Origin of the sequence: Paenibacillus sp. FSL K6-1122 (genome assembly GCF_037977015.1) — a bacterium.
Lineage (GTDB): Bacteria > Bacillota > Bacilli > Paenibacillales > Paenibacillaceae > Paenibacillus > Paenibacillus amylolyticus.
The window spans coordinates 4,393,740-4,414,886 of sequence record NZ_CP150272.1 but is presented as its reverse complement, the minus strand read 5'-3'; the positions used below and the strand labels follow the sequence as shown (position 1 = coordinate 4,414,886).

Here is a 21,147-nt window from a genome sequence, read left to right as displayed (position 1 = left end):
GCATAACCTTTTTTCCGTAAAATGACATATAAAAAATGAATTCTGCGAATGCAGCGCCAAAGTTTGCAAATTAACGACAGAACATTTATGTTATTTAGGAATAGCATCATCAGGGCGTGTCTGAAAACTCCGAAGTAAGCGGATTTTCAGACACGCCTTAATGTAAAGTCATTATAAATTATAAAGCACCCGGACTGGTGTACATGAGCGGAGATGTGATGATGAAAAAGAAAAAAAGCCTGGATTCAGCACCATGGATCTGGAGAACTGTCAGTACAGTATCCATCTTGGCAACTTTGTTGTTGTTATTTGGATTTGGTTACGCCATAAAAGACGTGATTTTCCCCGAGGGAGATTCCGCATTAACTACAGGCCAGGAGGCAACTGCTCCATCTAAGGATATCGAGGGGGAACCGGCTGTCGTGGAAGATGGCAAGATTCGGATGGCCGTCATCGGTGATTCTCTGGCAAGAGGCACGGGCGATGATGAAGGACTCGGTTTTGTGAGACGTGCAGGGAATCTGCTTAAAGATAAAGGATATGACGTTCAGGTACTTAATAATCTGGGTGTAAACGGTTTGAGAACAGATGCTTTATTGGAAAAACTCGATGAGCAAGGCGTACGTTACGTCTTACAACAATCCAATTTTATCTTGCTCTCGATCGGCGCAAATGATTTGTTCCAGGGAGGACAAGTTCTACAGGGGGAAGATCCGCCAACAGCAGAGCAGCTGGCAGCGGCTTTGCCGGAAACGTCGAAGCGCCTTCAAGAGATATTGAAGAAAGTCAAAGAAATTAATCCCGATGCGCAGATTGCGTACATAGGGTTGTACAATCCATTTGGCGATGTGAAGGAACTGGAGAAGCCAGGTAATGCAGTGGTAGCTGCATGGAACGATGCTGCACTGGCTATTTTGAACAATGAGGACAAGATGACATTAGTCCCTACATTCGATTTGTTTGAAAATCATCTGGGGGAGTATCTCTCGTCAGATCATTTCCATCCCAACGGACAAGGTTATGAGCAAATTGCAGTTCGGATTGCACAGGAATTCCAGGCAGATACACCGGCAGAAGGGAGCGGAAATTAAATGGCAGAGCAGCAGTATGATTCCGTCCTATCCGTACAGAATCTGAAAAAGCGGATCGGACGCAAATGGATCATTAAGGACGTTACATTTGACGTAAAACCTGGTGAAATCTTCGGATTTCTCGGTCCCAACGGTGCCGGCAAAACAACGACGATACGGATGCTGGTCGATCTGATCAAACCAACAGAAGGAAAAATTAAAGTCTGTGGTTATGATGTGAATCGGGACCCTGAGCGTGCTTTGAAGTATGTAGGCTCCATTGTTGAAAATCCGGAGGTATATACATATCTGACAGGGTGGGAGAACCTGGAGCATTTCGCTCGCATGCAACCAGGTGTGGACAATGAACGAATTCAGGAAGTTGTAGATATTGTGCGTCTGGATCAGCGGATTCACGATAAAGTCAGAACGTACTCATTGGGTATGCGTCAACGGCTCGGTATTGCACAAGCGCTGCTTGGACGACCGCGTCTGCTTATTCTGGATGAACCGACAAATGGTCTTGATCCAAAAGGGATTAAGGAACTTCGTGTCTTTATTAAGCAACTTGCCAGCGAAGGTATGGCTGTATTTGTCAGCAGTCACTTGTTAAGTGAGATCCAGCTTCTCTGTGACAGAGTAGCCATTATCAGTGCTGGGCGTGTGCTTGCTGTTGGAGGTGTAAGCGAACTGATTGAAGATCATTCGAAGTTGGCTATATGGCATGTTTCACCACTGGAGCAAGGCAAAAAAATGTTGCAGGATGCAGGCATTGCTCTGGTAGGTCGACCTGCGGATGTGATGGATGATACCATTGTTGCGGGCCTTGGTCCCAACGCTGTGGTTGCCGAGATGCACGAAGATCGAATTCCTGATATGGTGCAACAGATGGTTCAAGCTGGTATACAGGTTGAAGGGGTACAGCGGATTCAGCCTACGCTTGAACAACTATTCTTAAAAATGACAGAAGGTGAATCCATTGAGTAATATCATGCCGCTGATCCGCAATGAAACGATTAAGATGGTGAAGAAAAAACGGCTTTATATTATATTTATTGTACTTGCGGTCCTCGTACCGATGTTTACGTATGCCCAGATGAAATCTGCGGAGAATAATCGCGACAAGTTTGGCGGCGATTGGCGTCTTGAACTGCAACAGGCCATCACAGACAATCAAAATTCGCTCGGTAGCGATCGGGTACCTGAAGAGTACAAAAAATATAGAACAGTATATATCCAGCAGATGCAGTATTATCTTGAGAATGACATCAATCCCAAAGAACCGGGCGGTGTCACCTTTACGCGGGAGTTCATGAACAACGCGGTTGGATTGTTTATTCCACTGTTAATCATGGCTATTGCTTCAGATCTTGTTTCTGGTGAACGTACGACAGGTACGATTAAAATGCTTTTAACGCGTCCGGTTAGACGCTGGAAAGTGCTTTTGAGTAAATTAATTACGCTGATTATGTTTGTTTCGATCATAGTGGTATCAGCCTACATTATATGTTATGTCATATCGGGTGCGGTCTTTGGTTATAAAGGCTTCAACATGCCAATCTTCACAGGATTCAAAGTTGTGGGAACAGATGTCGATATGTCGGCAGTGCATGCTGTAGACCAGTGGCTGTACATGCTCATGCAGGCAGGACTGATCTGGTTTGTGAGTGTAATTGTGGCTATGCTTGCATTTATGGTATCTGTGCTTGTGCGCAGTACTGCTGCAAGTATTGTTATCATGATGGCCGCTTTGATTGCAGGAACAATCTTGACGAGTATGGCAGCGTCCTGGCAGACCGCGAAGTATTTGTTCATGGTTAACCTCGAACTTCCGAATTATTTGTCTGGCGGGTTACCTCCAATCGAGGGTATGAATTTAGGTTTTTCCCTTATTGTGCTTAGTGTTTGGGGCATTGCTTCACTCATTGTGTCATTCCTTGTCTTTACGAAACGGGATATCTTGAATTAAAATGGACAAGGATAAGAAAACATCTGTTTGCATTTTAGGCATTTTTTTAGTTGCAAGTTAAGAAGGGGGAGCATGAATGGTCGAGCAAATCGATATGTCGGCAGGTTCGACAGGCGGAGGACAGGGGTCTTCAGGCTACGACGCGGACGACATTCAAGTACTTGAAGGGTTGGTAGCGGTACGGAAACGGCCGGGGATGTACATCGGCAGCACCAGCACTTCAGGTTTACATCATTTGGTATGGGAAATTGTCGACAACGCTGTCGACGAACATCTCGCCAAATTCTGCTCCAAAATCGATATCACGCTGCATAAGGACGGTTCTATTACGGTTCAGGATAACGGAAGGGGAATTCCGACAGGTATACATAAAACAGGGATTCCTACTCCCCAGGTCGTGTTTACGATTTTGCACGCAGGCGGAAAGTTCGGTGGATCAGGATACAAAAAATCAGGCGGTTTGCACGGTGTAGGTGCGTCAGTTACTAACGCATTGTCCGAGTGGCTTGAAGTCGAGATTTTCCGTGATGGCAAGATTCATCGTCAGCGATTCGAGTATTGGAAGGACAAAAAAGGGATTGAACATGTCGGTGAACCGGTCTCCGGTCTCGAAGTGTTGGGCAATACCAATCGGACAGGTACAAAAGTTACATTTAAACCGGATATTCGGGTGTTCCAGAGCGGTATTCAATTTAATTATGATACATTGGCAGAACGTCTTCAGGAAATTGCTTTTCTGAATTCGGGTCTGAGAATTGTGCTCAAGGATGAACGTTCGGGCAATCAGGATGAATACATGTATGAAGGCGGAGCAAGCCAGTTTGTTGCTTTTCTTAACGAAAATAAAGATGTGCTGCATGATGTTATTCACTTCTATGCGGAGAAGGATGACATTGAAGTCGAAGTGGCGATCCAGTATAACGCGGGTTATACCGAAACGCTGGCTTCGTTCGTGAACTCGATCTCTACTCGGGGTGGCGGTACACATGAGACCGGATTCAGGGCTGCGTATACTCGTGTAATGAATGACTACGCGCGGCGTACCAGCATGATTAAGGAAAAAGATAAAAACCTTGAAGGCAATGATTTGCGTGAAGGTATGATGGCCGTCATCAGTGTCAAGATGTCAGAGGTTGAGTTCGTAGGTCAGACCAAGGATCAGCTCGGCAGCGCTTCCGCTCGAAGTGCAGTGGATTCGGTCGTGTCCGAGAATATTCAACGGTTCCTGGAAGAAAACCCGCAGGTAGCGCAAACGTTAATTCGCAAAGCGGTTCAAGCCTCCAGAGCCAGAGAAGCAGCCCGCAAAGCACGTGATGATATGCGCACAGGCAAGAAACGTAGCGAAAGTTCCAACCTGAACGGCAAACTAACGCCGGCGCAATCAAAGGATTTTACCCGAAATGAGTTATTTATTGTCGAAGGGGATTCCGCAGGTGGTTCTGCCAAACAGGGACGTGACTCGAAGATTCAGGCTATTCTGCCGCTCAAGGGAAAACCGCTCAATCCGGAAAAATCAAAGCTGGCCGACATTCTCAAAAATGAAGAATACCGCGCCATTACAGCGGCGATCGGGGCGGGCATAGGAACCGAATTTGCAGTTGAAGACAGCAATTATTCCAAAATTATCATTATGACCGATGCGGATACGGACGGCGCACATATTCAGGTGTTGCTGTTGACCTTCTTTTATCGTTATATGAAGCCTTTAATTGATGCAGGCAAAGTATATATTGCTCAGCCGCCATTGTACAAACTTACTCGTAAGTCTGGTAAGCTTGCGAGTGTTCGATATGCATGGACGGATGAAGAACTGGCGAATTATATGAAGGAATTCGGTAATAATGTTGAGCTTCAACGTTATAAAGGTCTTGGTGAGATGAATCCGGATCAACTGTGGGAGACAACAATGAATCCGGAAACTCGTGCGATGCTGAAGGTACAGATTGTTGATGCAGCAAAAGCAGAACGTCGTGTATCTACGCTCATGGGTGATAAAGTTGATCCGCGGAAACGCTGGATTGTAGAGAACGTCGACTTTACAGAGTACGAAGAATAGAAGGTGCTTGGAATGAGTCCATCAGAACAATTTATGCCGGCCTTTCTCGAAGAGGTCGTTGGGGACCGTTTCGGTCGCTACTCCAAATATATTATTCAGGATCGAGCCATTCCGGATGTCCGGGATGGGTTGAAGCCAGTACAACGGCGTATTCTATACGCCATGTACGATTCAGGTAATACGCCTGACAAGACTTACCGCAAGTCTGCCAAAACCGTTGGGGACGTAATGGGTAATTATCATCCACATGGTGACTCATCCATCTATGAGGGCATGGTGCGGATGGCTCAGCCATGGAAAATGGGCCATATGCTCGTGGACGGTCATGGTAACTGGGGATCACAGGATGATGACCCGGCAGCGGCGATGCGGTATACGGAGGCCCGTTTGTCGCCCATCGCGATGGAGATGCTTCGCGATATCGAGAAACGGACGGTTCTGTTTAAGGATAATTTTGATAATACGGCCAAAGAACCGGTTGTATTGCCATCCCGTTATCCGAACTTGCTGGTTAATGGTGTCAGCGGTATTTCCTCCGGATTTGCAACGGAGATTCCTCCACACAATTTACGTGAAGTCATTGATGCTTCGATCGCTGTGATGGAGAAACCGTCGATTGAGTTGGACGAAATCATGATGTTTATGAAGGGTCCTGACTTTCCAACAGGCGGATTGATTATGGGCGGTGACGGCATTCTGGATGCCTATCGCACAGGTAAGGGACGGATCTATATCCGGTCCAAAACCGAGATTGAAAACATGCGCGGTGGCAAACAGCAGATCGTCATTACCGAAATTCCTTATCAGGTCGTGAAGTCTCGTCTGGTTACAGCGATGGAGAACATCCGACTAGAGAAGAAGGTTGAAGGTATTGCCGAAGTGCGTGATGAGAGCGGACGTGAAGGTCTGCGAATCGTGGTTGAGTTGAAAAAAGAAGCGGACGCACAAGGTATTTTGGCTTATTTGCTGAAGAAAACCGACCTGCAGGTCACCTATAATTTCAATATGGTTGCGATTGTGAATAAAGCACCTCATCAATTAGGATTGAAATCGATTCTCGAGGCTTACATTGCCCATCAGCGGGAGGTTGTAACCTTCCGTACCCGGTTTGAGCTGGAGAAGGCGCAAGACCGTGCGCATGTGCTCGAGGGCTTGGTAAAAGCACTTAACATCCTTGACGAGGTCATTGCGGCTATCAAAGCGTCGAAGAACCGTCAAGATGCTCAAAACAACCTGATGTGGATGTTTGGATTCACGGAACGCCAAGCGGATTCCATCCTTACGTTGCAATTGTACCGTTTGACGAATCTGGAGATCAATTCTCTGGAGAAGGAACTCGGTGAACTGATGAAAAAGATTGCACAATTACAATCCATTCTGGATAGTGACCGCAAGCTCATCGGAGTCATCCGCAAGGAATTGATGGAGATTCGTGAGAAATACGGCATAGACCGTCGTTCTGCGATCCAGGGTGAAGTGGAAGAACTTAAGGTTAATCTCGAAGTACTTGTGAATGCGGAAGATGTATTTGTTACGTTATCCAAAGAGGGATATGTGAAACGTACAGGCATGCAGTCCTTTACACGTTCTGGTGGTGAACGGAGCGGAAGTGGTGTGAAAGACGGCGATTATATCGCTCAGGTTCTGGAAGTAAATACGCTTGAGAACTTGCTTGTCTTTACGAGGAAAGGTCAGTACTTCCTGTTACCTGTTCACCAGGTACCTGAATTCAAGTGGAAAGATCCAGGCACAGCCATTGTGAATGTCATTCCCCTTGCGAAAGATGACCGTATTGCAAGTGTGCTTGCTGTGAAATCCTTTGAAGAGCCAAATCACAGTCTGGTCTTCGTTACGCGAAGAGGACAGGTGAAACGAACGGAGCTGAAGGATTACGTTACCAAACGTTCCGGTGCAGTTGCGGCTTGTAAAGTGGGCAAGGACGATGAAGTGTTATCTGTACATTTAAGTACAGGTGGTCAAGATATTATGTTGATTACAAAAGAAGCCATGGCGATTCGTTTCCGAGAGGATGAGGTTAATCCAATGGGACGTGTATCCGGTGGTGTTCGTGGTATTCAGTTAAGAGATACAGATGAAGTTGTATCGGCTCTATGGGTAGAAGGAGATGAAGGTGAAGTTGCCGTGTTGTCCGATCTGGGATATGGTAAACGATCATTACTTCTGGATTACGCTATACAGAGCCGTGGAGGCAAGGGGCTTGCCACATTCGAGTTCAAAGAAGGCAAACGTGTGAAACCGAATGGTAGCCGTATTGTTGGAGCGTTCTATTGCAAAGAGCAACGTAAGATCACTGTAATGACCAAAGAAGGCCAAGTGTTCCCGATCTCTTCGGAAGGTGTTCCGATTACAGAGCGCAAACATATTGGCAAGCTGATCGTTCATGTGGACAAACAGGACGAGATCGTTGAACTTCTAAGGGACTTCAATGAGAATCAACCAGCATCATCTTCATAAAAACAAACAAACGAGACTTTTCGCAGAACAGCTAATCCTGTCATGCGAGAAGTCTTTTTTTGTTGTTCAAAGGCGGATTAGAAGAGGGCATTCATGCGAAGTTTAACAACCTTCGTCGATTACGGTCGATCGCTAGGAAATTGAAAAAAGGCAGCAGGAATGCGGCTTTGGAGCGCGAAAACTTAAGCAGGTGAAGTGATAACCGGTTGCAGAGAGGAGCGATGGAAGATGTATAATTCCGATTTTGCCAAGTGCTGGTCCAAGTTGACCAAAGATTATAAATTGCATATGGATCAAGAGCTGGCACCCTCATTAACGGAGGCTCAGCTGGCTGTACTGGAGGTACTTGAAGACCATCAGAAGATGAAACCTTCGGATCTGATTCCTTATCTGTCGACTACACCAGCTGCTGTAACCATGCTGCTCGATCGAATGGAGAAGAATGATCTGATTCGCAGGAATCGGGATAATCAGGATCGACGTATTGTGTGGGTATCTCTGTCAGAGAAAGGAAGAATGGAGACAGAGCGGGGAATCACCATCCGTAATGAATTCATGAACTCTGTTCTCAGTAACATTTCGATGCACAATCAACAATTGCTGGTATATCTGTTAGGCAAAATGACAACACCCAAAACCAAAGAGCCTGCCTTATCTACTTCGGTATGATACCATGCTGATTCTTCTGAATAACCATAGGAGTGCCTGCTCGTTTCATGCAGGAGCCCTATGGTTATTTTATTTACAAATTACATATGCTACACACTGTGTCCAGGTTAGTTGGGTAAAGGCATGGCTGTAGCACAGTTAGTATGTCCTAATATTATTTTTGTGAATTCATATGTAAAGAGTTGACTATGTAAATATTTTTGTTATAATAAATAATTGTTCCCCTGATATTTCGTGTACGAAATATTATATTCCAAAAGTAAAAGGGTGAAACAATGACTGATACGTATGAAGTATTCTATATTATTAATTCGTTCCGCCAAGTGAATCAAATGCTTTTTCGAGCATTTTGGAATGAAAACAAGGAGATCGAGCTGACTTCGATCCAGTTTATGGTGTTATCCATTCTGAGGGAGCGTCCTTCCATTGGCATCAACGAAGTGGCTGAGCTATGCCATATGGGCAGCAGTTCCATGAGCGCTGTTGTGGAGCGGCTCGTCAAAGGCGAGTATATCGTTCGGACACGTTCGGATGCTGACCGCCGATCCGTTAAGCTTCAGATTACGGATAAAGGGGAACAGGCCCAACAGGAAACGCACCATTTGTGGATGGAAAGAGTATCACCCATTCTGGACATATCGAAGGAAGACCTTGAGCACCTACTTAGAATTCATAGTCAAATGATTGAAAAGTTAGAAGGAAGAGAGATGAACAACATATGAGTACGACTACTGCTGCAGCTCCATCCTCAGCGATGGACAACATCAAGAAAGGCCCAATTGTAGCGGCATTGTTAATTGGTGCCTTTGTGGCATTCCTGAACCAAACCCTGATGAACGTAGCGCTTCCTAAAATCATGGAAGACCTCGGCATCGGGCCAAACAAAGCCCAATGGTTAACTACGGGTTATATGCTTGTGAACGGTGTGCTGATTCCAATTACGGCATATCTGATTGCCAAATTTTCAACGCGTCAAATTTTTATTACAGCCATGACTCTATTTACCATAGGTACATTAGTCTGTGGTCTTAGTCCAACCTTCACCATTCTGATGGTAGGTCGTGTTATTCAAGCGGCAGGTGCAGGTATCCTGATGCCTCTGATGACCGTTGTATTCCTGACCATCTTCCCAATTGAGAAACGCGGTCAGGCCATGGGAACCATGGGGATTGCGATGATTCTGGCTCCTGCGATTGGGCCTACACTTTCAGGTTATGTGGTTGAGCATTATTCCTGGAGATTGTTGTTCTACATCATCTTGCCATTCTCTATTATTGCAACGGCAATTGGTATTGCTTTTGTCAAAAACGTAACACGTCAGTCCAGACCTAAACTGGATTATCCAGGCGTTATTTTATCTACACTTGGTTTTGGTAGTTTGCTCTACGGATTCAGTGATGCGGGTACCGATGGATGGGGCAGTGCAATTGTCATTGGATGTCTCGTCGTAGGTGCGATATCCCTGATTCTGTTCGTTATTCGTCAACTGACAACAGATCATCCGCTCCTTGAGTTCCGTATTTTCAAGTACAACATGTATACATTAACAACGATTATCAATATGCTCGTGACCATGGCGATGTTTGCAGGTATGATCCTGCTCCCTATTTTCCTGCAAAACATTCGTGGATTCTCACCAATTGAATCAGGACTTCTGATGATGCCCGGTGCGATATTGATGGGGATTATGTCTCCAATTACAGGTCGCATATTTGATAAAGTGGGCGCACGCTGGCTTTCGGTTGCAGGTCTTGCCATTACGGCAATTACAACTTTTGGACTGAGTCGTCTGGCAATCGATACTACCTACGGCTACATGATGTTTATCTACACGGCTCGTATGTTCGGTATGTCGATGCTGATGATGCCAATCCAGACAGCAGGTCTGAATCAACTGCCTCAACGTCTGAACGCGCATGGTACAGCGATGTCCAATACATTGCGTACAGTTGCCGGTGCGATTGGTACAGCCATTCTGGTTACTATCATGAGTAGTAAGCTCAAAACACATCTGGCGGATGCAGTGGCTGCTGGCCAAGTTGACCCTAATAATAAGACAGCGATGTTAGCAGCTACAGCAGATGCAACGATTTACGGCGTTAACTATGCATTCATCGTGGCTACCGGAATGACCGTGGTTGCTTTGATCATGGCGTTCTTTATTCGGAAAACAAAACCAGCTGTTGAGCCTGTTACTGTAGAACAGGAAAAAGCGACGGCTACAGCATAACGAATATCAGATAAAACCAAAAAGAGAACTCTAGCAGTCGAAGGGGTAACCCTAACTGCCTGAGTTCTCTTTTTTTGGTGTGCGCGATAGGAGGAGAGTACTTTTATTATTCGGGCTGGATCGTTGGATCGATAAGAAATACAGGATCGGGCTCATGACCGAACTGTTTGAGATTAATGGTTCCGTTTAGTTGAAACTCCACACCTTCGCTAATCAGTTCTGTTTCCTGCATCATGCGCGAGTGTTCGTCCGGTATGGAGATTTCTCCTTTTGCATTGACGACACGGTGCCAGGGCAGACGTTCCTTGCGGCTCATCGAGTGCAGAATACGTACGACTTGTCTCGCGGCTCTTGGACTCCCGGCATGGGCTGCAATCTGACCGTAAGTCATCACTTTACCTTCGGGAATCGCCGCGATGATCGCAACGACTTGTTTGGTAAACGGGGTCATCATGATGTCTCCTCTCTGTATCTTAGGTAAATAGCTGAAAATATGAAAAAACGTGTCGTTCAGATACAGAATCTGAACGACACGTTGTATGGACAGATGTAACCTGATCCTGTGCACTTATAGAGGTTGTTCGATAAAACCGCTTTTGATCCCATCTTATCGGTATTGAAAACCAGTCTTTTTGAACACGTATTTATTGAGATTGTCCAAAAGCTTTTTGGTACACAGCGTCTGGCCATTCTGCCCAGGGGAATTCTCTTGCAGGCAAAGATTGCAGAATAACTTCTTCCTTAGTAACTGGATGAGGAAAAGCAGCAATCGCAGACCATAGAGCAATCTGTTGCCCGGGTTTATTAACGCTTGCGCCGTACTTCTGATCCCCGTACAGAGGGCAGTCGATTTCTTTCATTTGCACTCGAATCTGATGAGATCTGCCGGTGTGCAGTTCGATATGGACGAGGCTGTAACGGTCTGTCTCGCCGATAACACGGTAATCCAGAACGGCATCCTTACCGCCAGCCGTACCTTTAGGTACAACAGTAACGGTATTTGTACGTGCATCTTTCAGGAGCGTGTGTTTTAAAGTTCCCTGCTGTGCAGGTAACTTGCCATGTACAACAGCCGCATATATTTTACGGAAATGACGTCCCCGCACAGTCTCGGACAATCTCGAAGCTGCTTTAGAAGTCTTGGCAAAAATCATTGCCCCTCCAACAGGACGATCAAGTCGGTGTACTAACCCGAGATAAACATTGCCAGGTTTGTTGTATCGTTCTTTCAGATCCTGCTTCAGCAATGTAAGCAAATCCGGATCACCTGATGAATCTTCCTGAGTAGGTACATTGACCGGCTTCGTAATACCTAACAGATGGTTGTCTTCGAACAGAATCGGAATCGCATCGTGGTCATGCCGATGTTCTGACATAATTAAGACTCCCAACGGCCCAGAATACCACAAGGCAGATCCAGACCACTACGTGTGATCGGCAGACCAATTTCACCTGCAGTAATGTCACCACCGTACTGAGCAGACATCGTCATGGTCAACATGTTGCGCAGAACCGTAGAGGAAATGCCCGTAGTGTAGGAGTTAACCAGCATGAATAATGGATTATCCGACAAGATCGTCATACATGACTTCAGGAAAGGATATAGGTTCTCTTCCAGTTTCCATGTCTCTCCATTAGGGCCACGGCCATATGAAGGAGGGTCCATAATAATGGCGTCGTAACGATTTCCGCGACGTTGTTCCCGTTGTACAAATTTGAATACATCATCTGTAATAAAACGAACAGGGCGATCAGCCAGTCCGGATAATTGAACATTTTCCTTGGCCCATTGAACCATGCCTTTAGCTGCATCCACATGCACAACAGAAGCGCCTGCGTAAGCTGCGGCTACCGTTGCTCCTCCTGTATAGGCAAACAGGTTCAAAACAGAAATAGGGCGTCCTGCATTGGAGATTTTATCCATCATCCAGCTCCAGTTAGCGGCTTGTTCAGGGAACAGGCCAGTATGCTTAAAGCTGGTAGGTTTAATGTGGAATTTCAGGTTTTCGTATCCGATCGTCCAGCGCTCGGGAATGGGCTTTTTCATATCCCAGTTACCGCCACCGGAAGAACTGCGATGATAGTGACCATGCACCTGACGCCATTCATTGGTTTCTTGCTCAAGGGGCCAGATAATCTGTGGATCGGGTCTGCGTAAAATCACATCTCCCCAACGCTCCAGTTTCTCGCCGCCTCCTGTATCGATTACTTCATAGTCCTTCCAATTCTTAGCTACGTACATAATGATTTATCCATCCTTCAAAAGTCATTTGGATACTATTGTACAACAAAAAAGGGCTTGGACGCCAGTTGGGGGACGGGAGTGCACCATATACTGAAAAACAAAGATAACCAAAAATTTAATTTGACAATGATAATCATTATCACATATGATTTTGTTAATCAAAAATTCATTCTTTCTTCATAGAGAGAATATAACATGATCAAATAAAGTGAGGGAAAAATAGATGGCTAAATTGTTAGTGGCTTATGCGAGCATGACAGGAAATACAGAAGAAATTGCAGAACTGATTGTGGAAGGAATTACACAGGGAGGCCACGAGGCAGACCTGAAATCCGTAACGGATTGTAATGCATCTGATGTATTGGACTATGACGGATTCATGATCGGTGTGTACACCTGGGGAGATGGGGAGTTGCCGGATGAATTCCTTGATTTCTATGAGGAGCTGGATGAGCTTGACCTGAGTGGTAAGAGGGCTGCGGTGTTTGGTAGTGGTGACACCTCGTATGAGCAGTTCTGCGGTGCAGTTGATCTTGCGGCTGCCAAGCTGCAAGAGCGTGGGGCGGAGGTATCTCCAGAGATGTTGAAAATTGAATATAGTCCGCTTGAGCAGGAGAAAGAAACATGCCGTGACTTTGGCAAACGCTTCGCTGCTGCCGGATTACAGGTGTCCTAAAGATCATGTTAAGACATAATGTTCAGGCAGCGATGCCAGTCGGAAGGAATGACCTTCCTGGACGTCTGCTTGAAGATTACAGATTGGAAGAAATGCTGCGCAGCCCACACCGATTCATCCGCCCTGAACCAGTGTCTGAGCAGCGTCTTCCACTGCAATGGAGGCACCGTGTACAATATGCGGTGAGCCATGCGGTCAATGCTTTTTACAGTCTCGACCCCGATGTTCGCAAAGAGGTACCCGTACAGTATTTACTTGAGAAGTGGTGGCCCAGAAAGACGGATGGTTTCGAATCTGTTCTCCATTACTGGGATGTGAAGAACAAGATTACGGATGAATTGTCACTCGCCATTGCAATGAACGATGATCTGAAGCATCCAGCCATTCTTTTTGAACAGTGGAGAACGGAGTTACCTTCATTATCCATGCATTTATCTATGATATTTCAGGCGGCCTGGCAACCAGAAGGCTGGGATTCGTTGCTGATTCAGAAATATATGGTTGTCCATGATCCAAACGTAGTTGAGGCATTTCAGCATATGGTCAGTGCATTCTGCTGGGAAGCCTTCGGAAAATTACCGGGTATGATCGAGATATACTGCTTGTTGGAAGGACGCAAAATCAGGTACATCCCTGGACGCCAGTCTCTGATCCGTTCCATGGACTACATTCGCTTGATACGTGACAGCATGCCGCAAGCAGAAGTGGTGGAGTCAGAACAGTTTACGACGCGTGATAAAGCGCGCATCCACGAAGAGGTAGATCGCTGGAGAACGGATGCTATTGAACCGAAGAAAACATGGTTGATGTGAAGACAGTTGAAGGATAACAATATATCATGCAGATAGAGGAGGGGAAGTTGCCATGTCTACCGGTCTAAGTCAAGATATAAGCAGCGGCAAGAGACGTGCAGGAACTTGCGAATTCAGTCCGTTGCCAGTACCCCAGTCGGTTATACGAAAGTTGCTTGATGAAGCAGATCCTTCATTATATGTAATGAGTTCAGAACCTTGGAGGTTTATGTTGTTTGCAGGCGAAGGACGCCAGCTTTATCTGGAAGCGGTCAGACAGAGCTATCCACCCCATCTGGCTGATCGCTACGGCGATTGGGCTACATATCAATACACGGAAGCAATTCCAACCCATCTGGTTGTCGTGGCGCCTAGAAATGCCCGTGAGGATGATCTTCTGCCGGCCAAAGCCTGGAGCAAACGCTTTAGTATTCTGGCTGCGGAACAGGGATTGAATGCGGTCTGGAAGATCAATGATTATCAACAACATCCTGTGTTTATGAATTTGATGGGTTTGACAAGTGAAGAGAAGGTGCTGGGGGTCTTTCATATCGGTTACGGAGACCAGCCTGCATTGCGGGATATGGATGCAAGCAGACCAGCCTCTGAACTGATGACGGTTTATGACCATCTGGTCTAAAAAAATGATTCATTAGTTCTCTTATTTGCTGGTGTTGAATAGAAAATCACGAACGAGCTGACGATTCGTCTGATCTTTGTTGTAGACGGAGAACAACCGATTGGATACGGTAAGGACATTGCCAAAAAAGAATCGTTCGAATTGGGTCTGTCTGCCCCCGAATGAACCAGACCCAAGCTCCCAGATCAGGCGGAACAGAGCGTTGCGTTCGTGAGAAGCCATATCGTTCCCTTTCAGATATATATTCAGTGAAGGAGCGATATCGGATTGAAACTCTTCTTCCTGAGGGATCATAATCACCCCGCTTGAACCCAAGAGTTGCAGAATTTCAATCATCTCAGGATAAAGTTTCGGAAAAAGGAGATTGGCTGCCATCAACGGTTTGGGTGCAGGTAATACAAACCCTCGTCCGTCTGGTATGGCACCTGCCTCCGCGGCCAAGGCCAAAGCTTTTAACGATTCAAGACCTGCGAACACACGTGCAGATTTCTCTATAACATGTGCTTCCGTATTCAGATCCAGCGTATCCGTGAGAAGCTGGATTGTACCGAGAACAAATTCCGTCTTGGCAATATAACGACACAATACCTGATGACCTGCGTGAATATGAAAGTTGCTACCACTGAAGAGACGCGAGGACATTTCCTCACTTCCTGCAAAAAATATCCGTTCATGCGGAACAAGCACCCGGTCAAAGATGACGATATTGTCCATCTCTTCATATCTGGAACTCAGCGGATAATTAGTGTGAGATTCGGCTGCGTAGGTATCCCTACATACCAGACTAATTCCCGGAAGATCATTGGGGACAGCAAAAGAGAAGGCAAATGGATTTTCGTCATCAAATGGGGCGGGAGAAGGTGACGGATAGACAAAAATCTCATCCGAAGTGGCAGCTTGTGTAGCCATCATGAATGCACCGCTAATAATGAGACCTTCCTCAGTGCGATCTACGACCTTTGCGGCAATAGCATCCTCCGTAGCATCCAATTGCCCTGAGATTTTGCTGGCATATGGCTGAATGAAGGCATGGGATAGTGTGATGTCATGATCACGGCAGTACGCATAATAATTTTTGAGATTTTCTGCATACTGGGGAGATAATTCTTTCAGGAGATCGGCACCTGTGTAAAAGGACATTATGGCTGTATTCATGTAATCGGGTGAGCGACCAAGAAAGCCATGATGCACATTTGCCCAGATATTCATCCCTTCCCGTCGTTTGCGGAGGTCGTCGGCACTGGTTGGAGGCAGGAAGGATATGCCCACAGGTTTGCCGTCTGCCGGGGAGGCATACGTCATCGTTTCTGCAAATTTAGAATCCGATTGCAGATCATACATGTGCATCTGAGTCTCCATCAAACCAGCAAATGCTACATGTTCAGAGCGTTTTCCAGTAATAAGGTTACCTTTGTACCAGCAAGGGACGGACTGTGCATCAATTCGTTCGCGATACTGTGTGCCACTTTTAACAGGCATTGTTATTCACCTCTTGGTTCTAATCGTTCATGGGCATACTGACTTCTTACGTAGTGTACGTAGGTCATCTGTCCAATGTGCATTGAAGAGGTGAGAAGGATTTTTACAGAATAGGGCTTGATAATAATTATCATTCTTGTTACAATAGACAAAGAAAAAAGGAACCGGTAAGGGCTCCTTTAAGTCGATTACATGAAATTACTTATTTTACTTCAAAAGTCTTACAGTCTGTTTCAGCAGACTGACTTGCTTCTTTGTTACTGTGACTCACGATGTAGATCGAAGAAGCGTTACATTTGTTCTCTTGAGCCCAGTGACGACAGGAATTAACTTCACACAATACGTCTTTTGCCATGATTGTTAACCTCACTTTAATTGGATTACAGTCGTTGGTATAAAGAATCCGGATATAACAAGTTGCCGCTTGTCAATCTGGAAAATTTTGTTGCTCTCACGAAATTCGGAGGGCTTTTTTGCATTATACACAACGATGCATATTCAGAATAGCAAATTTTCTTGATGCTTGCAACCAAATGCCCCCTTCTGTGGCAAAATAGTGGACGTGCTGCAGTTATATTTGCAAAAAGGCAGTAGTATGTTATTATTTAATAGTAATGATTACGATTAAAAGTCTGATTGATTCTATATAATTTGAACTAAACATTTACACGAAAACGGAGAGGACAGAAAGAAGCTGAAGAAGCGGAGCGTTCGCCTTTATCCCCGGATTTCCCCTCTAGGGAAATAAATAAAAAAATCTGGGGATAACAGCGATCGGAAGGTTGTTCTGTCAACGAAGTGGTCAGTGTAAATATTCATTAGTTCAACTTATATAACTTGAATCATGGACTGAAACTATAAATGAAGGAGCATGTGTATACATGAGCAAAATAAACCATATGAACCGGATTCCCCGCGCGAAAGGGATCGATATGGCTGCTTTTTACACGCCGAAAGAGTGTAGACGCAAAGCCCAGCATATTGTATTTTCCGCTGAAAATGAACGCATCATTAATGAATTTATCACCATTCTGGGCATGAAAGAGAAGTTCAGAGAGCATGATGTATCAATCCCCAACAAAATGGTCATGTTCGGGCCACCCGGTACGGGAAAAACATTAACGGCATCACATCTGGCGGAGCGCCTTGATCTGCCATTGGTTCTTGTGAGATTAGATGCGATCATTCATAGCCATCTTGGGGAGACGGGGAGTAACGTACGTAAGTTATTCGAATATGCACGAATGAATCCCTGTGTGTTATTTCTGGATGAATTTGATGCCATAGGCCGGACACGTGAGAGCAATGATGAAGTGAAAGAGATGGCTCGTGTCGTGAATACATTGTTGCAGTGTCTGGACGAATTCGATGGGGAAAGCATTCTGGTGGCTGCAACGAATCTGGAAACCCAACTGGATCACGCCATCTGGCGGCGGTTTGATACGAAGATGACCTACGGTATGCCTGATGATTCGAGTCGCAAATTGTATATCAGCAAATTGGTAGGGGCATTTGAACAGGAGACTCGGCTGGAAGATTACATATGTGAACGCTTGACCGGGTGCAGTTATGCGGATATAGAGCAGATCGTTTTGAAAGCAAAACGGAAAGCAATCATTGCCAGTAGTGCACTTCATAAGCAACTGATCTCGGATGCTTTCGATGAATACAGACCACGTGTATTAGAGTGTTGATTGCTTCCATTCTGGATAAAGCAACAAGGAACATGTTGAACTAGCCCAGTCTCCTGAATGGAGTTCTGGGCTAGTTGTCATGTTAGTGAGGTGCGTTATACTTTAACGGCTGCTCCGTATGCTTTTTCTGTATTCATGGCTTCTTGTGTTGCAGTCCAGCGTGGCAGGCTTAATCTGAACATGCTGCCTTCCGGGCTGCTGGAGACAAGTGTCAGTTCACCGCCCTGTTCCTGAGCGAGTAGGCGGCTATATGTTAATCCTAGACCCAGACCGCGGTTACGACGTTTCTTGAGTTCTCCACGATAGAACCGTTCGAAGATTTTGGGTTGTTCTTCGGCTGCGATGCCTGTGCCGTGGTCCTTAACATCAACGTACAGCATCTGTTTTTCTGTACTTAGATAAATATCGAAGACGGCCTTCTGTTCAGGAGCTGTGGCATGAAGTGCGTTATTAAGCAAATTGACAATGATCTGCTGAATGCGGAGAGCATCCCCCATGGTAAAAAAGTTAATTGGAGGGGCGTGCAGCTGAACCTCTGGCATTTTGTCCTCATACGCAATCTTCCATTGATAGATGATCTCACCGACCAACAGTTTCAGATCCGTCCGTTCCTTGCGAACGGCAACACTTCCTGCAGCCATGGCGTTATAGTCAAGCAAATCTGCGACCATTCGCTCCATACGTTCAGATTCCTTCAAAGCGATATCCAAAAATTCTTTACCTTCCTGTGGACTCACGACATCGTCACGTACTGCCATAACGAGCCCCTTGATGGAAGTTACCGGCGTCTTGAGTTCATGACTTACCCCTGCCAGCGAAAGTGTACGCCATTCTTCGAGTTGTTGGAGACGAGTGGCCATATCGCGGAATGAATTTACAAGTTCATTGATCTCACGTTCTCGTGTATTCAGATCAAGACTCACATCATAGTTGCCACCTCGAATCTGCTCAGCGGCATAGGCGACCTGACGAATCGGTCTGGATAACTTTTTGGACAAGAGATAGATTGTAAACCATCCACAGAGGATTAGTCCTCCGAGGATTAGAGCCACGAGCCATATCGTCTCTGGACCAAATGTAATGGATTGTTTGGACTGCATGACCCACACTTTACCCAAGGTTTGATCGCCCTCGGATATGTTGACCGTTACACCTGCATATTTGTTGTTTCGCGGTTCAAGATAGTCGTCTGACAGTCGATAATGCACATCTTTTTGCTCCATTTTAGGCTGGGAAAAGATCAATTGATTGTTATTGTCCAAGATCATGACACAAAAATAATTATCTGTGTTAAATAGTTTCTCTCGCTTGGTTACCAGTCTGTCCAGATCGGGTGGAACTCGAAGCATATTATTCTCACTGGTCACTCGATCGGCAATCTCCAGACCAAGCAGTTCTGCGGTTTTGAGGCTTTTCTCAATGGAAGTTGTTCGAATCCAGTAGAGTGCCCCTGCCGCAATAATCGTGAAACCAATGCACAAAATGAGAAAATATCGCAGTGTCCAGTGTGACAGAATGGATATCGTTCGTTTGGGTTTCTTCTGTTTCAGTTGGCGATCCAAAATTGATACCCCATTCCTCGCAACGTCCGAATTTCTCCCGTCTCTGGCGACCAGTGGGAGAGGGCTTGACGTAGTCGTTTAATCGATAGATCCACAGCACGGTCACTGCCATCATAGTCCATCCCCCATACCTGTTCAATAAGATGATCTCTGGTAAATGTCCGATTCGGATAATCGGACAGGAAGAACAGTAACGACAGGTCACGAGGTGTGAGTGCAACCTCTGCACCGTTCAGCAGCACCTGCTTGGCAGCAAGATCAATGACGAGATTTCCAAAGGAACGCTTCTCTTCGCCACCTGAGGTCCAATGTGGATTACGGCGCAACACTGCATTAACTCTGGCAACCACTTCTTCCGGTACAAAAGGTTTGCTCATATAATCGTCAGCACCGGCATTTAGTCCGTTGAGACGGTCTGAAATGTCATCCAGTGCAGTTAGCATGATCACGGGACAAGCACTTTTTTCACGAATAATCCGCAGCAGATCCCATCCGTCCATTCCTGGCAGCATCACATCAAGTAATACAAGGGAAGGCGTTACGGTATCAAAAAGGGTAAGTGCAGTCGATCCATCTGCTGCATGATGAACTTCAAATTCTGCTTTTCTCAGATAAGCAGCCAATACTCGTGCAATAGCTTGCTCATCCTCGACGATAAGTATGGATTTCAAAAAAAGCGTTCTCCTTTCGCTTTGTAAACTTGTACTGATTTTACATGAGCAAGAGCGTAAAGCCAATCCTGTATTACGAATTTCAAAAAAATATGGGACTTGTCTTATCTTGACTTCTTCCTGACACATTCAATTGATATGATTCACTCCAAGAAGCAACCTAAACAATCATGTACTGGAGGAAACATAGAGATGAACAAGAAAGCAAAAGCATGGCTTATTACAGGTGTAGCGGCGGTTGCCGTAATCGGTGGCGGTGGTTACTATATCACAAACAGTTACTTGGGGAACAACGTGGAGATTGAGCAGGTGCTTCCTGCGAGCACAGCGACTTCCACCACAGCTGTAGATAGCACAGGAACGGTTGTAGCCAATGAAACTGCTGGAGCAGAGCAACTGAACGGAGACTGGAGCATCAGCGAAGGTTCCAAAGTATACTTCTCCGTAACCACATCACAGGAGACCGTTAACTTTGTGGACGAGAAGGTAACAGGCAATTGGACAATTAATGTAGATGATGCTGCTCAGATGAAGGCAGAAGGACAGATCGAGATGGACGGAATTGATTCCGGGAATGGACAGCGTGATGGTCACGTGAAGCAAGCCGATTTCTTCGACGTTGCTACATATCCACAAGCTACATTTACAGCGACTTCATTTGAAGGGGTACCTGCGGAATGGCCTGTCGGTCAAACGGTTGATATCAAAATGAATGGTACCATTACGGTTAAAGGTATTGAAAAAGAAGTAACCTTTGACGCAAAAGCTGCTTATGAGAATAATGCAGTATTGTTGTCGGCAACATCGATGGTAACGTTCGAAGATTTCGGAATGGAAAATCCCCACTCCGTTGTGCTCTCGACTGAAAATGATATCCAGATACAACTTGAATTGAAACTTTCTAAATAAGTGTAACAATG

The 21,147-nt window shown here is 45.6% G+C and carries 20 protein-coding genes; 13 read left to right on the top strand and 7 right to left on the bottom strand.

The window, feature by feature from the left end:
* Positions 1-218: 218 nt before the first annotated feature.
* From NSQ20_RS19805 to NSQ20_RS19770, 8 genes are all read left to right on the top strand, one after another.
* Positions 219-1,091 carry a GDSL-type esterase/lipase family protein gene (locus tag NSQ20_RS19805; protein ID WP_305955651.1) on the top strand — a complete coding sequence of 291 codons (873 nt, stop codon included), beginning with the start codon at positions 219-221 and terminating at the stop codon, positions 1,089-1,091.
* Positions 1,092-2,057, top strand: a complete 966-nt coding sequence (locus NSQ20_RS19800; protein ID WP_036613296.1) for an ABC transporter ATP-binding protein — start codon at positions 1,092-1,094, stop codon at positions 2,055-2,057. It begins immediately after the preceding gene.
* Positions 2,050-3,039, top strand: a complete 990-nt coding sequence (locus NSQ20_RS19795; protein ID WP_036613298.1) for an ABC transporter permease — start codon at positions 2,050-2,052, stop codon at positions 3,037-3,039. The genes NSQ20_RS19800 and NSQ20_RS19795 overlap by 8 nt, the downstream gene beginning before the upstream one ends.
* Before the next feature lie 76 nt (positions 3,040-3,115).
* Positions 3,116-5,095, top strand: a complete 1,980-nt coding sequence (parE, locus tag NSQ20_RS19790; protein ID WP_036613300.1) for a DNA topoisomerase IV subunit B — start codon at positions 3,116-3,118, stop codon at positions 5,093-5,095.
* Between the two features lie 12 nt (positions 5,096-5,107).
* Positions 5,108-7,570, top strand: a complete 2,463-nt coding sequence (gene gyrA / locus NSQ20_RS19785) for a DNA gyrase subunit A (protein ID WP_047843513.1) — start codon at positions 5,108-5,110, stop codon at positions 7,568-7,570.
* Between the two features lie 228 nt (positions 7,571-7,798).
* Positions 7,799-8,239 carry a MarR family transcriptional regulator gene (locus NSQ20_RS19780; protein WP_340030691.1) on the top strand — a complete coding sequence of 147 codons (441 nt, stop codon included), beginning with the start codon at positions 7,799-7,801 and terminating at the stop codon, positions 8,237-8,239.
* Positions 8,240-8,514: 275 nt separating this feature from the next.
* Complete coding sequence (locus NSQ20_RS19775; RefSeq protein WP_036613308.1) at positions 8,515-8,961, top strand: MarR family transcriptional regulator; 447 nt, start codon at positions 8,515-8,517, stop codon at positions 8,959-8,961.
* Entirely contained in the window at positions 8,958-10,469 is a 1,512-nt protein-coding gene (locus tag NSQ20_RS19770; RefSeq protein WP_340030689.1) for a DHA2 family efflux MFS transporter permease subunit, read from the top strand. The genes NSQ20_RS19775 and NSQ20_RS19770 overlap by 4 nt, the downstream gene beginning before the upstream one ends.
* A gap of 106 nt (positions 10,470-10,575) precedes the next feature.
* Here the strand turns inward: NSQ20_RS19770 and NSQ20_RS19765 are convergent, their stop codons facing one another.
* The 3 genes from NSQ20_RS19765 to NSQ20_RS19755 all read right to left on the bottom strand — a co-directional run bounded on the left by NSQ20_RS19765 (position 10,576) and on the right by NSQ20_RS19755 (position 12,711).
* Positions 10,576-10,920, bottom strand: a complete 345-nt coding sequence (locus NSQ20_RS19765) for an MGMT family protein (protein ID WP_036613313.1) — start codon at positions 10,918-10,920, stop codon at positions 10,576-10,578.
* Positions 10,921-11,113: 193 nt separating this feature from the next.
* Positions 11,114-11,845 carry an RNA pseudouridine synthase gene (locus NSQ20_RS19760; RefSeq protein WP_340030688.1) on the bottom strand — a complete coding sequence of 244 codons (732 nt, stop codon included), beginning with the start codon at positions 11,843-11,845 and terminating at the stop codon, positions 11,114-11,116.
* Positions 11,846-11,847: 2 nt separating this feature from the next.
* Positions 11,848-12,711 carry a class I SAM-dependent methyltransferase gene (locus NSQ20_RS19755; protein WP_017687801.1) on the bottom strand — a complete coding sequence of 288 codons (864 nt, stop codon included), beginning with the start codon at positions 12,709-12,711 and terminating at the stop codon, positions 11,848-11,850.
* 226 nt (positions 12,712-12,937) lie between these two features.
* On the opposite strand from NSQ20_RS19755, the gene NSQ20_RS19750 reads away from it, so the two are divergent.
* Genes NSQ20_RS19750 through NSQ20_RS19740 form a run of 3 tightly spaced genes read left to right on the top strand, consistent with a single transcriptional unit; the run spans position 12,938 to position 14,821 of the window.
* On the top strand, positions 12,938-13,390 hold the full coding sequence (locus NSQ20_RS19750) for a flavodoxin (RefSeq protein WP_017687802.1): 453 nt from the start codon (positions 12,938-12,940) through the stop codon (positions 13,388-13,390).
* A gap of 5 nt (positions 13,391-13,395) precedes the next feature.
* Entirely contained in the window at positions 13,396-14,202 is an 807-nt protein-coding gene (locus NSQ20_RS19745; RefSeq protein WP_340030687.1) for a hypothetical protein, read from the top strand.
* 52 nt (positions 14,203-14,254) lie between these two features.
* Positions 14,255-14,821 carry a nitroreductase family protein gene (locus NSQ20_RS19740; RefSeq protein WP_076317523.1) on the top strand — a complete coding sequence of 189 codons (567 nt, stop codon included), beginning with the start codon at positions 14,255-14,257 and terminating at the stop codon, positions 14,819-14,821.
* 21 nt (positions 14,822-14,842) lie between these two features.
* Here the strand turns inward: NSQ20_RS19740 and NSQ20_RS19735 are convergent, their stop codons facing one another.
* Positions 14,843-16,300 (bottom strand): 4-hydroxyphenylacetate 3-hydroxylase N-terminal domain-containing protein, encoded by a 1,458-nt coding sequence (locus tag NSQ20_RS19735; protein WP_340030685.1) that lies wholly within the window; start codon positions 16,298-16,300, stop codon positions 14,843-14,845.
* A 202-nt stretch (positions 16,301-16,502) separates the two neighbouring features.
* The gene (locus tag NSQ20_RS19730) at positions 16,503-16,655 is read right to left on the bottom strand and encodes a DUF1540 domain-containing protein (RefSeq protein ID WP_076209985.1); all 153 of its coding nucleotides are present in this window, start codon (positions 16,653-16,655) and stop codon (positions 16,503-16,505) included.
* Positions 16,656-17,181: 526 nt separating this feature from the next.
* On the opposite strand from NSQ20_RS19730, the gene NSQ20_RS19725 reads away from it, so the two are divergent.
* Positions 17,182-17,994: an ATP-binding protein gene (locus tag NSQ20_RS19725; RefSeq protein ID WP_340030684.1), complete on the top strand. Its 813-nt coding sequence runs from the start codon at positions 17,182-17,184 to the stop codon at positions 17,992-17,994.
* A 95-nt stretch (positions 17,995-18,089) separates the two neighbouring features.
* Here the strand turns inward: NSQ20_RS19725 and NSQ20_RS19720 are convergent, their stop codons facing one another.
* Both NSQ20_RS19720 and NSQ20_RS19715 read right to left on the bottom strand, forming a co-directional pair.
* Positions 18,090-19,556 (bottom strand): HAMP domain-containing sensor histidine kinase, encoded by a 1,467-nt coding sequence (locus NSQ20_RS19720; RefSeq protein WP_340030683.1) that lies wholly within the window; start codon positions 19,554-19,556, stop codon positions 18,090-18,092.
* Entirely contained in the window at positions 19,541-20,227 is a 687-nt protein-coding gene (locus tag NSQ20_RS19715) for a response regulator transcription factor (RefSeq protein ID WP_340030681.1), read from the bottom strand. The genes NSQ20_RS19720 and NSQ20_RS19715 overlap by 16 nt, the downstream gene beginning before the upstream one ends.
* 192 nt (positions 20,228-20,419) lie before the next feature.
* Here NSQ20_RS19715 and NSQ20_RS19710 point away from each other — a divergent pair, with 192 nt between their 5' ends.
* The gene (locus NSQ20_RS19710) at positions 20,420-21,136 is read left to right on the top strand and encodes a YceI family protein (protein ID WP_340030680.1); all 717 of its coding nucleotides are present in this window, start codon (positions 20,420-20,422) and stop codon (positions 21,134-21,136) included.
* Positions 21,137-21,147 lie beyond the last annotated feature (11 nt).

What these genes read in the sequence shown, in the direction of transcription:
- NSQ20_RS19800 (WP_036613296.1), top strand. Translation starts at nt 1,092, where the DNA reads ATGGCAGAGCAGCAGTATGATTCCGTCCTATCCGTACAGAATCTGAAA.
- NSQ20_RS19745 (WP_340030687.1), top strand. Translation starts at nt 13,396, where the DNA reads ATGTTAAGACATAATGTTCAGGCAGCGATGCCAGTCGGAAGGAATGAC.
- NSQ20_RS19730 (WP_076209985.1), bottom strand. Translation starts at nt 16,655, where the DNA reads ATGGCAAAAGACGTATTGTGTGAAGTTAATTCCTGTCGTCACTGGGCT.
- NSQ20_RS19805 (WP_305955651.1), top strand. Translation starts at nt 219, where the DNA reads ATGATGAAAAAGAAAAAAAGCCTGGATTCAGCACCATGGATCTGGAGA.
- NSQ20_RS19710 (WP_340030680.1), top strand. Translation starts at nt 20,420, where the DNA reads ATGAACAAGAAAGCAAAAGCATGGCTTATTACAGGTGTAGCGGCGGTT.
- NSQ20_RS19770 (WP_340030689.1), top strand. Translation starts at nt 8,958, where the DNA reads ATGAGTACGACTACTGCTGCAGCTCCATCCTCAGCGATGGACAACATC.
- NSQ20_RS19725 (WP_340030684.1), top strand. Translation starts at nt 17,182, where the DNA reads ATGAGCAAAATAAACCATATGAACCGGATTCCCCGCGCGAAAGGGATC.
- NSQ20_RS19740 (WP_076317523.1), top strand. Translation starts at nt 14,255, where the DNA reads ATGTCTACCGGTCTAAGTCAAGATATAAGCAGCGGCAAGAGACGTGCA.
- NSQ20_RS19755 (WP_017687801.1), bottom strand. Translation starts at nt 12,711, where the DNA reads ATGTACGTAGCTAAGAATTGGAAGGACTATGAAGTAATCGATACAGGA.
- NSQ20_RS19760 (WP_340030688.1), bottom strand. Translation starts at nt 11,845, where the DNA reads ATGTCAGAACATCGGCATGACCACGATGCGATTCCGATTCTGTTCGAA.
- NSQ20_RS19765 (WP_036613313.1), bottom strand. Translation starts at nt 10,920, where the DNA reads ATGACCCCGTTTACCAAACAAGTCGTTGCGATCATCGCGGCGATTCCC.
- NSQ20_RS19735 (WP_340030685.1), bottom strand. Translation starts at nt 16,300, where the DNA reads ATGCCTGTTAAAAGTGGCACACAGTATCGCGAACGAATTGATGCACAG.
- NSQ20_RS19775 (WP_036613308.1), top strand. Translation starts at nt 8,515, where the DNA reads ATGACTGATACGTATGAAGTATTCTATATTATTAATTCGTTCCGCCAA.
- NSQ20_RS19750 (WP_017687802.1), top strand. Translation starts at nt 12,938, where the DNA reads ATGGCTAAATTGTTAGTGGCTTATGCGAGCATGACAGGAAATACAGAA.
- NSQ20_RS19780 (WP_340030691.1), top strand. Translation starts at nt 7,799, where the DNA reads ATGTATAATTCCGATTTTGCCAAGTGCTGGTCCAAGTTGACCAAAGAT.
- parE (WP_036613300.1), top strand. Translation starts at nt 3,116, where the DNA reads ATGGTCGAGCAAATCGATATGTCGGCAGGTTCGACAGGCGGAGGACAG.
- gyrA (WP_047843513.1), top strand. Translation starts at nt 5,108, where the DNA reads ATGAGTCCATCAGAACAATTTATGCCGGCCTTTCTCGAAGAGGTCGTT.